We start from the raw sequence: 10,644 nt of genomic DNA, 5'->3' as shown, positions 1-10,644 counted from the left end.
CCCGGTCACGGCGAGGCCGCCACGACCGGTAGGGGGACCGGTCGCGGCGGCCTCACGACGACCGGTGGGGTTCACCGGTCGGGGCGGTGGTTCACTCCTCGGGCGCGAGCAGCGCGCCGGAGGCGGCGTCGCGGACCGTGATCGCGGACATCGGGCACATGTCGGCGGCGTCGATGACCGCCTCGTCGGGCGGGGTCTGCGGGGCCAGGGCGGACGCCTTGCCGTCGCGGATCTCGATCTGGCGGGGGGCCGCGCCGGCACAGACCCCGGTGCCGATGCAGGCGTCCCGGTCGACGGTCACCGTCCAGCGGGTGTCCACCGCGCTCACCAGGCCACCAGCAGCCGGTTCGGGCCGCGCACCAGCAGGCCGGACTTCCAGGACACACCGGCGTCGCCGTCGGCGAGGCGCAGCTCGGGGAAGCGGTCCAGGACGGTGTGCAGGGCCACCTGGAGTTCCATCCGGGCGAGCTGCGCGCCGAGGCAGTGGTGCGGGCCGTGGCCGAACGCGACGTGCGGGTTCTGCTCCCGGGTGAAGTCGAAGGTCTCCGGGTTGTCGAAGACCTCCGGGTCGCGGTTGGCCCCGGGCAGGGAGACCAGCACCGGCTCCCCGGCGCGGACGGTGGTCCCGCTCAGCTCCACGTCCTCCACCGCGTAGCGGGGGAACATGGCGGCCGGGTTGAGCGGGATCATCCGGAGCAGCTCCTCCACGGCCGCCGGCACCAGGCTCCGGTCGGCGCGCAGCTGCGCCATCAGCTCCGGGTGGGTGAGCAGCGCGTAGACGAAGTTGGGGATGTGCGTGGAGACCGTCTCGACGCCGGTGAGCAGCAGCCCGACCCCGGCGATGGAGAGCAGCTCCTGCTCGGTCAGCCGGTCGCCCTCGTCACGGGCCTTGACCAGCGCGCCGAGCAGGTCGTCGGTGGGCTGCTCGCGGCGCTGGGCGACCAGGTTGCCCATGTAGCCGAAGAGCTGTTCGACGTAGCTCATGAGCTGCTCGCTGGTGCTGGTCAGCCCCTCGGTCCAGATCCGGAACTGGGCGCGGTCCTCGAACGGGACGCCGAGCAGCTCGCAGATCACCGTGATCGGGAAGGGCAGCGCGAACATCTCCACAAGGTCGCCGGGCGACCCCTTGGCGATCATGTCGTCGACGTACTCGTCGGCGATCCGCTGCGCGTCCGCGCGGATCTCGTTGACCCGGCGGGCGGTCAGCGCCTTGCCGGCCAGCTTGCGCAGCCGGGTGTGGTCCGGCGGGTCGAGGCCGATGATGCCCTCGTAGGTCATCTCCTCGCGGAGGCGGGGCTGGTCCTGGCCCTGCGCCGCGGCCCGGCTGAACCGGGGGTCGGTCAGCACCGTCTTGACGTCCTCGTAGCGGGTGGCCAGCCAGGACACCTCGCCGTAGGGGAGCTGCACCCGGGCCAGCGGTTCGGTGCTGCGCAGCAGCCCGTACGCCGGGTCGATGTCGATCCCGGGTGACTCGCTGAACGGGTACTTGCGGATCTCCTGATCGATGGTCACGGGGCACTCCCTCGAGTTCGCACCGGGCGCACGGGATCGGGCGCTGGCGTCGATGTCTGCACGGCCGCTCGGTGCGGTACGGCGTATCCGGACGACACGCCGGGCGCCGGCCGGACCAGGCGAGGGATACGTAATCAGGAAAGGAAATCCACCTACACCCCCGCGACGCCCCTAGCCTCCCCCTACCGGCCCCGCTAAGGGGCGGCTCTGGGGTGCCGTTAGGGGTCCGGGCGCAGCGGTCGCCACTAGCGTGTGGGCGAGGCAACGCGCTGTTGACCGTTGACCGTCGAGCGATTCTCGCGGGCGCGCACCGGTGATTGATTCACGCCACGTCGGTGGGCGCAACCCCCCATGGAGGATGGTTGATGTCCCTGCTCGTTTCCACGACCGCTGATCCGGGGCGGTTCCACTCCTTCGGGCCGCACCACATCGACGAACTCGGTGCCCGGTACGGATTGTCGGCCGACAATCTGCAGGCGATCCGCACCATTTCCCAGGTGCTGCCGTTCCGGGTCAACGAGTACGTCCTGTCGCACCTGGTCGACTGGGACCGCATCCCGGACGACCCGATCTTCCGGCTGGTGTTCCCGCAGCGCGGCATGCTCGCCGCCGACGACGAACGGGTCCTCGGCGACCTGCTGCGCGCCGGCGACCGCAAGGGGTTGCGCGGTGAGGTGGCCCGGATCCGGGCCGGACTCAACCCGCACCCGTCCGGGCAGCAGCAGCACAACGTGCCCAGCCTGGACGGCCAGGAACTGCCGGGAATGCAGCACAAGTACCGGGAGACGGTGCTCTACTTCCCGCAGCAGGGGCAGACCTGCCACGCGTACTGCACCTATTGTTTCCGCTGGGCGCAGTTCGTCGGCGACGCCGATCTGCGGTTCGCCGCGCCCGGCCCGGAGCGGTTGGTGACGTACCTGCACCGGCACCCGGCGGTGACCGACGTGCTGGTCACCGGGGGCGATCCGATGATCATGTCGACGGAGCGGCTGCGCAGCCACGTGGAACCGCTGCTGCGGGTGGACACCGTGCGCACCATCCGGTTCGGCACCAAGGCGGTCGCCTACTGGCCGTACCGGTTCGTCTCCGACAGCGACGCCGACGACCTGCTGCGGCTGTTCGAGCAGGTGGTGGCGTCGGGCCGCAGCGTCGCGGTGATGGCGCACTTCAGCCACCCCCGGGAGCTGGCCACCGAGGTCGCCACCCGGGCGATCGCCCGGATCCGGTCGACCGGGGCGGTGGTCTACTGCCAGGCCCCGCTGATCCGGTACGTCAACGACGACGCCCGCGCCTGGAGCGAGATGTGGCGGGCCGAACTGGCCGTCGGCGCGGTGCCGTACTACATGTTCGTCGAGCGGGACACCGGCCCCCGGGACTACTTCCAGGTGCCGCTGACCCGGGCCGCCGACATCTTCCGCACCGCCTACCAGGACCTGCCCGGCCTGGCCCGGACGGTACGCGGCCCGGTCATGTCGGCGACCCCCGGCAAGGTGCTGGTCGACGGCGTGGAGCGCACCCCGGACGGCGACTTCTTCCAGCTCCGGCTGATCCAGGCCCGCGACCGGCGGCTGGTCGGCCGGCCGTTCCGGGTCCGCTGGTCGGCCGACGCGGCCTGGCTGAGCGACCTGGAACTCGACCCGACCGCCCCGGCGGACATCCTCGCCGCGGTCAGCCCCAGCGCGGCCCGCCCCGGCGCGGCCGTCACCGCCTGAACATCCACCCACCCCGAAGGGAGCTGGCGATGGCCGGCCGGAAGATCTCGCCCAACCTCGCGCTCGACCAGCTGGTCGCGCAGCGGATCGCCGCGGGCGAGTCCATCGTGCACCTGGGCTTCGGCGAGTCCCGCCTCCCGGTGTTCCCGCCGCTGCGGCGGGCGCTGACCGAGGGCGCCGACCGCAACGCTTACGGGCCGGTGGTGGGTGACCCGGCCACCCGGGACGCGGTGGCCGGGTACTTCTCCCGCCGCCGGCTGCCCACCGAGGCGGACCAGGTGATCATCGCGCCGGGCAGCAAGCCGCTGCTGATGGCCCTGCAACTGGTGGTCGGCGGGGACACCCTGGTCGCCGCGCCGAGCTGGGTCACCTACGCCCCGCAGGCCCGGCTGGCCGGCAAGACCGTGCTGGGGGTGCCGATCCCGGAGTCCTGCGGCGGGGTACCCGACCCGGCCGCGCTGCGGGAGACGGTCCGCGCCGCCCGGGTGCTCGGCCACGACCCGCGCATCCTGGTGCTCACCTCGCCGGACAACCCGACCGGCACGCACGCCCCGGACGAGCTGGTCCGCCAGCTGTGCGCGATCGCCGAGGACGAGGACCTGCTGATCCTCTCGGACGAGATCTACCGGGACATCCTGCACACCCCGGGCACCGACCTGCTCTCCCCGGCCGAGATCGCCCCCCGGCGGACGGTGGTACTCACCGGGCTGAGCAAGAACCTGGCGCTCGGCGGCTGGCGGATCGGGGCGGCCCGCTTCCCGACCGGCGGGTGGGGCGAGCGGATCCGCGCCGACGTCGCCTCGGTGGCCAGCGAGATCTGGTCCACCCTGGCCGGGCCGATGCAGTCGGTGGCCCGGTACGCCTTCGCCGAGCCGCCGGAGATCCGCGAGCGGCTCACCGCGGACGCCGCGCTGCACGGCGCGGTGGCCGGGGCGGTGCACCGGATCATGGTGGACGCGGGTGCCTCCTGCCGGCCGCCGACCGGCGCGTTCTACGTCTACCCGGACTTCGCGCCGCTGCGCGGGCCGCTGGCCGAGCAGGGCGTCACCGACGGCGCGTCGTTGCAGCACCACCTGCTGGAGGAACTGGGCGTCGCCGTGCTCTCCGGACACCACTTCGGCGACCGGCCGGAGGCGCTGCGCTTCCGGGCCGCGACCAGCATGCTCTACGGCGACACCCCGGAGCAGCAGCGGCAGACCCAGACCGCCGCCGACCCGCTGGCCGTGCCGCACGTCGCCGACGCGTTGGTCCGCATCGAGCAGGCCCTGGCCAAGCTCCCCCGGTGACCTCCCGTCCCGGCTCCCCCGCCGACCGCGCCCGTGCCGGTCTGCCCCGACGACAAGGACACCCCAGATGACCAGCGCCATCGTCTTTCCCGGGATGGGTCCGTGCGACTTCGCCGACGTCGCGAAGTTCATGCTCATCGACCGGGACGCCCGCGAGCTGCTCGCCGCCGCCAGCGACGCCCTGGACTACGACCTGTTCGCCCGGTACCGCGACAGCGACAGCGACTACTCCGAGTACGCCCAGGTGGCCTTCCTGGTCAACTGCGTGGCGTTGGCCCGCTGGGCGGAGCGGACCATGGACCTGCGGCCGGACCTGATCGCCGGTCCCAGCTTCGGGGGCAAGGCCGCCGCGGTGTTCAGCGGCGCGCTGGACTTCGCCGAGACGGTCCGGATGACCGCCCGGCTGTCCCGGATCGAGACGGAGTACTTCACCGCCGAGCAGCCGGGCGTGGTGACGATGTCGTTCGTCCGTACCCCGGTCGAGCGGCTGCGGGAGATCCTGGCCGAGCTGGACGAGGCCGGCGAATGGTACGAGATCTCCTGCTACGTGGACACCGACTTCTGGATGGTGACCCTGCACGAGACGCGGGCCGACTGGCTGACCCGGCGGCTGCGGGCCGACGGCGGCCTGCCGTTGTACGTGATGGACCCGCCGCTGCACGCCGCCGCGTTCGGGCCGCTGCGCGACCGGGTGGCGGCGGAGCTGTTCGGGTCGCTGCGCTTCACCGATCCGCAGATCCCGGTCGTCGCCGACCAGGACGGCACGGTCCGCACCACCGCCGACGGCGTCCGGGCCATGCTGCTCGACGGGATCGTCACCCCGGTGCGCTGGCCGGAGGTGGTCGCCACGTTCCAGCGCCACGGGGTGGAGACGGTGCACGTCTGCGGCCCGGACCGGCTCTGGGGCCGGGTCGGCGCGACCGTCCGCAACTTCCGGACCACCATCGTGGACCCCCGGCGGGCGATGCGGCCGATCCGCCGCACCGTGGCCGCCTGAGCGCGGCAGAGCACGGAGGACGAGATGACCCAGCACACCGACTACGCCCTGCACGGCCGGTTCCTCCAGGGGCTGGCCGCCGCACCCCGGGCCACCGCCCTGCAGCTGCCCACCGGCCCGGTCAGCTACCAGGAGCTGCACGCCACCGCGCTGCACTGGGCCGGGGCGCTGGCCGCCGGCCCGGACGGCCCGCCCCGGGTGGTCGGCATCCTGGCCGGCAAGACCCTGGAGTCGTACGCCGGGCTGCTGGCCACGCTGTACGTCGGTGCGACCGCCGTACCGCTGCACCCGGAGTTCCCGGCGGCCCGTACGGCGGGGATGCTGACCGCGTGCGGGGTCTCCACCCTGCTGCTCGACGAGGCCGGGCTGGCGGTCCGGGCCGAGCTGGGCGACGCGGTCGCCGGGGTGCCGGTGTTCGCGCCGGTGGTGGATCCGCGCGGCAGCGGCACCGGGCCACGGCTGTCGGTGGCCTCGGCGACGCCGTTGGCCGCGCCCCGCCCCGCCGGCCCGGACGACCTGGCCTACGTGCTGTTCACCTCCGGATCGACCGGGCGGCCCAAGGGGGTGCCGATCACCCACGGCAACCTGCGGCACTACTTCTCCCTGCTCGACGACCGGTACGACTTCGGGCCGCAGGACCGCTTCTCGCAGTCGTTCGACCTGAACTTCGACTGCGCGATGTTCGACCTGTTCTGTGCCTGGGGCGCGGGGGCGAGCGTGCATCCGGTACCGCCCGCGGCCTACCGCGACGTGCCGGCGTTCGTCGCCGAACGGGGTCTGACCGTGTGGTTCTCCACCCCCAGCGCGATCACCCTGGTCCGGCGGACCGGCCGGCTGGGGGCGGCGGCGATGCCGTCGCTGCGGTGGAGCTTCTTCGCCGGGGAGGCGCTGCACGCCGCCGACGCGGTGGACTGGCAGGCGGCGGCCCCCGGGTCGACGCTGGAGAACATCTACGGCCCGACCGAGCTGACGGTGACCATCACCGGGCACCGATGGTCGCCGCAGACCTCCCCGGCGCTCTGCGTCAACGGGCTGGTGCCGATCGGCGCCCTGCACGACGGGCACGACGGGGTGCTGCTGGACGCGGACGGCGCGGCCAGTGAGGTGGAGGGCGAACTCTGCATCACCGGCCCGCAGCTCACCCCCGGCTACCTCGACCCGGCCGACGACGAGGGCCGGTTCCTGGTCCGCGACGGCCGGCGCTGGTACCGCACCGGGGACCGGGTCCGGCGGCTGGAGAACAAGGAACTGATCTACCTGGGCCGGCTCGACTCGCAGGTGCAGGTGCACGGCTGGCGGGTGGAGCTGGCCGAGATCGAGCACGCGCTGCGCGGCTGCCCCGGCATCGAGGACGCGGTGACCGTGGCCCGCTCCGGCGCGGGCGGTACCGAGCTGGTGGTCTTCTACACCGGACAGCCGACCGCCCCGGCGGAGCTGTCCCGGCAGCTGCGGCAGATCCTGCCGAAGGGGATGCTGCCGCGGTCGTACCGGCACGTGCCGGAGTTCCCGCTGAACTCCAACCGCAAGGTGGACCGCTCCCGGCTGGCCCGACAGGCCGCCGAGGGCTGATCCCACCGCCAACACCCTCCGCGCCTCCCCCACCCCCGCCTCTCCCCGCCTCCCCCCATCTCTCCTCATCTCTCCGCGCCTCTCCTGCCTCCCCCACCCCTCCGCACCTCCCCCGCCCCCGCCTCTCCCGCCTCCCCACCTCTCCTGCCTCCCCCGCCTCTCCTGCTCTCCCCACCTCCCCCACCCCTCCGCGCTTCCCCCACCTCCCCCACCCCTCCGCGCCTCTCCCACCTCTCCCGCCCGGACTACGCCGGGCCGGGGATCTCCATGATCAACACAGTTTCGTTGTTGTAGTGGCATCGGAGCGCTGCGATGCCACTACAACAACGAAACTGCGAGCGCAGCGCCATTTGGGCGCAGGCTCGGGCGGGGAAGGGACAGGCGGGGGGCGGGGACAGGCGGGGGGCGGGGACAGGCGGGGGGCGGGGAAGGGCGGGGGGCGGGGAAGGGCGGGGGCGTAGAAAACCCCTGGCCGGTCCCCCTCCTGAAGGGACCGGCCAGGGGCCGTCAGGGGCCGGATCAGCTCCGCGTGGGCTGCCCGGCACGGGCGGCGAGCAGCCGGCGGTCGACCTTGCCGTTGGCGTTGACCGGCAGCTCGTCGAGGACCCGCACCTGCTGCGGCACCATGTAGTCGGGCAGCGCCTCCAGGCAGAACGCGCCCAGCTCCATCTCCTCCACGCCGGTCACGCCCTCGTCGAGCACGACGAACACGGCCAGCACCGGGTCCTTGCCGTCCTGGGGCAGCATCAGCGCGGCGGCCCCGGCGATGCCCGGGAAGTCCCGGACCCGGCGTTCCACCTCACCCAGTTCGACCCGGTTGCCGCGGACCTTGACCAGCGAGTCGACCCGGCCGATGAAGTACAGTTCGCCGCCCTCCCCCCGGTACGCCAGGTCCCCGGTGCGGAAGACGACCTGCCCGGTGGCCGGGTTGAGCGGGTCGGGGACCAGCGCGGCGGCGGTGGCCTCCGGGTCGTTCCAGTAGCCGTGGAACAGGGCGGCGCTGCGCAGGTGGATCTGCCCGACCACCCCCGGGGAGTCGACCGGACGGCCGTCCTCGTCGATCAGCAGCATCTCGGCACCCGGGTGGGCGTGGCCGATGGAGATCCGGTCGACCTCCGCGGGCAGCGGGTTCGGTACGTCGGTGAACGACGCGGCGATGGACTCGCTGCTGCCGAAGCAGTTGACCACCCGGGCGCGCGGCAGGGCACGTTGCAGCTCGCGCATCTCCGGCAGGGGGAAGTTCTCCCCGGAGTAGAGCACCCCACGGATCTGCTCGCCGAGCGCGGCCAGCCCGGCGAACTCGTGCCGCAGCACCCCCCGCCAGATCGACGGAACCCCGTTGACCTGGGTGGCGCCGCTGTCGGCGAGGAACTGCACGAAGCGACGCGGCCAGCGCAGCAGGGACCTGGGCACCGGCACCACGGCCGCGCCGCTGCCCAGGGCCAGGCCGATGTCGAGCAGCGAGAAGTCGAACTGGAGCGGAGAGGTGGTGGCGACCCGGTCCTCGGCGGAGACGATGCCGTGCCGGAGCATGCCCCGGAAGAAGGCGAGCACGCCACGGTGGCTCATCACCACGCCCTTGGGGCGGCCGGTGGTGCCCGACGTGAAGATCATGTAAGCCGGGTCGGTGGGCACCAGCTCGCGGCGGTGCCGGGTGCGCGGCGCGGGCGACCGTTCGACCTGGATGCCGTCCGGGCCGAACCGGGCGGTGCCCAGCGGCGCGGGCACCGCGTCCCGGCGTCCGTCGACGGGTTGCAGGTGCAGGGCCGCCGCGGTGCTCTCGGCGATCAGCGCGAGCCGCTGGGCCGGCGTCTCCGGGCTGACCGGGATGAACGTCAGACCCAGCGAGGAGCAGGCCAGGAAGACGGCGATGGCGGTCGGGGAGGTGTCCGACTCCAGGATCACCCGGTCGCCGATGTCCAGGCCGAGCTGGTCGAGAGCGGCGGCGTAGCCGTCGACCCGCTGGGCGAGCTGACGGTACGAGATGGAGCCGACCTCGCCGCCGACGACGTGGATGACGGCCGGCTTGTCGGGCGTCAGCCGGGCGCCCGCCAACAGGAACTCGTGCAGCGTCTCCACCGAGGCGTGCGTGCGCGCGAAGTTCTCTCGACTCATGGCCCGGAGCGTAGTGGCGGCCCCGGCCCGGCCCACCCGCATCGACCCCCCTAGCCGCCCCTTACCCCGGCCCGCCGGTGACCGGAAATTTGTCGGGTCGTCACCGCCTGACGGCCGTTGTTAGCTGATTTCCTCACCCTGCACCGGAAGGAATCGCGGACATGTGGGATCAACGGTTCGAGGCCATCCTGCGCCAGCACCTGCCCTTCCTCGACGCCGAGGAGCCCCTGCTGGGCGACGCCAGCCTGCGCGACTCGGGCCTGGACTCCCTCGCCATGGTCGAACTGCTGGCGACGCTCGAGAGCGAGTACAATGTGCGGTTCGTCGACGAGGCGATGTCGATGGAGACGTTCGCCACCCCGCAGACGTTGTGGGGGGTCATGACCGAGCTGCTCGGTGCTCCCGTCTGAGCGACCCGAGGTGCGCAGAGGTCCCCGGCCGGATCCGGCCGGGGACCTCTGCGCACCGCCGGGGAGGCCGGCCCGCGCCCCCGGGGCCGGTGCCCACTCCCCCGGTCACGGCCACCTCGTCGGGCGTCCGCCGGCCCGCGCCAGGGGCCGGTGGGGCGTCCGGTCAGCGGCCGATCTTGTCCAGCTCGGCGAGGTCCTCGGCCGACAGGGCGAGCCCCGCGCCGACGACGTTCTCCCGCAGGTGGGCCACCGACGAGGTGCCGGGGATGAGCAGGATGTTCGGTGACCGGTGCAGCAGCCAGGCCAGGGCGACCGACATCGGCGTCGCGTCCAGTCGGGCGGCCACGGCCGAGAGCGCCGCGGACTGCAACGGGCTGAAGCCGCCGAGCGGGAAGAACGGCACGTAGGCAACCCCCTGCTCGGCCAGGTCGTCGATCAGCGCGTCGTCGTGGCGGTAGGCGAGGTTGTACAGGTTCTGCACGCACACGACCGGCGCGATCCGCTGCGCCTCGACGACCTGTTCCGCCGTCGCGTTGCTCACCCCGAGATGCCGGATCAGGCCCTCCTCGCGGAGTTCGGCGAGCGTCCCGAACGCCTCGGCGAGCGAGCCGGGCCGGGGCCCCTGGGCGTCGCCGAGCCGGAGGTTGACCAGGTCGAGCACGTCGAGGCCGAGGTTGGTGAGGTTCTCGTGCACGGCCCGGCGCAGCTGGGCCGGCTGCCGGGCCGGGGGCCACCCGCCCTGCGGGTCGCGGGTCGCGCCGACCTTGGTCACGATGTGCAGCGCCTCCGGGTACGGGTGCAGCGCTGTCCGGATCAACTCGTTGGTGACGTGGGGACCGTAGGCGTCGCTGGTGTCGATGTGGGTGACGCCGAGGGCCACCGCCTCCCGGAGGACGGCGCGTGCGCCCTCGGGGTCGGCCGGCGGCCCCATCACCCCGGGACCGGCGAGCTGCATGGCGCCGTAGCCGAACCGGGTGACCGTCAGATCGCCCAGCGTCCAGGTGCCGCCGGGAAGGGACATGGAGGACATTTTCGGATACCTC

Annotated in this window: 9 protein-coding genes; 5 read left to right on the top strand and 4 right to left on the bottom strand. The window is 73.1% G+C overall.

The window, feature by feature from the left end; all coding sequences use genetic code 11:
- Positions 1-91: 91 nt before the first annotated feature.
- Positions 92-328, bottom strand: coding sequence for a ferredoxin (locus O7612_RS10340; protein WP_282272576.1), 237 nt, complete (start codon positions 326-328; stop codon positions 92-94).
- Entirely contained in the window at positions 325-1,512 is a 1,188-nt protein-coding gene (locus O7612_RS10335; RefSeq protein ID WP_282272574.1) for a cytochrome P450, read from the bottom strand. Before O7612_RS10335 ends, O7612_RS10340 begins: the two co-directional genes overlap by 4 nt.
- Positions 1,513-1,877: 365 nt before the next feature.
- Here O7612_RS10335 and O7612_RS10330 point away from each other — a divergent pair, with 365 nt between their 5' ends.
- The 4 genes from O7612_RS10330 (at position 1,878) to O7612_RS10315 (ending at position 7,076) form a co-directional block, all read left to right on the top strand.
- Positions 1,878-3,224 carry a lysine 2,3-aminomutase gene (locus tag O7612_RS10330; RefSeq protein ID WP_282272573.1) on the top strand — a complete coding sequence of 449 codons (1,347 nt, stop codon included), beginning with the start codon at positions 1,878-1,880 and terminating at the stop codon, positions 3,222-3,224.
- A 29-nt stretch (positions 3,225-3,253) separates the two neighbouring features.
- Complete coding sequence (locus O7612_RS10325) at positions 3,254-4,510, top strand: pyridoxal phosphate-dependent aminotransferase (RefSeq protein WP_282272571.1); 1,257 nt, start codon at positions 3,254-3,256, stop codon at positions 4,508-4,510.
- Positions 4,511-4,577: 67 nt separating this feature from the next.
- The gene (locus O7612_RS10320) at positions 4,578-5,507 is read left to right on the top strand and encodes an ACP S-malonyltransferase (RefSeq protein ID WP_282272569.1); all 930 of its coding nucleotides are present in this window, start codon (positions 4,578-4,580) and stop codon (positions 5,505-5,507) included.
- 24 nt (positions 5,508-5,531) lie between these two features.
- On the top strand, positions 5,532-7,076 hold the full coding sequence (locus O7612_RS10315) for an AMP-binding protein (RefSeq protein ID WP_282272568.1): 1,545 nt from the start codon (positions 5,532-5,534) through the stop codon (positions 7,074-7,076).
- 519 nt (positions 7,077-7,595) lie between these two features.
- On the opposite strand, the gene O7612_RS10310 is transcribed toward O7612_RS10315, so the two are convergent.
- Positions 7,596-9,191: an AMP-binding protein gene (locus tag O7612_RS10310; protein ID WP_282272567.1), complete on the bottom strand. Its 1,596-nt coding sequence runs from the start codon at positions 9,189-9,191 to the stop codon at positions 7,596-7,598.
- A 161-nt stretch (positions 9,192-9,352) separates the two neighbouring features.
- Here O7612_RS10310 and O7612_RS10305 point away from each other — a divergent pair, with 161 nt between their 5' ends.
- On the top strand, positions 9,353-9,601 hold the full coding sequence (locus O7612_RS10305) for a phosphopantetheine-binding protein (protein ID WP_282272565.1): 249 nt from the start codon (positions 9,353-9,355) through the stop codon (positions 9,599-9,601).
- A 163-nt stretch (positions 9,602-9,764) separates the two neighbouring features.
- Here O7612_RS10305 and O7612_RS10300 read toward each other — a convergent pair whose 3' ends face one another.
- On the bottom strand, positions 9,765-10,631 hold the full coding sequence (locus O7612_RS10300; protein ID WP_282272563.1) for an aldo/keto reductase family oxidoreductase: 867 nt from the start codon (positions 10,629-10,631) through the stop codon (positions 9,765-9,767).
- Between the last annotated feature and the right edge of the window lie 13 nt (positions 10,632-10,644).

It is taken from the genome of Micromonospora sp. WMMD987 (assembly GCF_029581435.1).
GTDB lineage: Bacteria > Actinomycetota > Actinomycetes > Mycobacteriales > Micromonosporaceae > Micromonospora > Micromonospora rifamycinica.
This window is presented reverse-complemented; position numbering and strand designations above follow the sequence as displayed.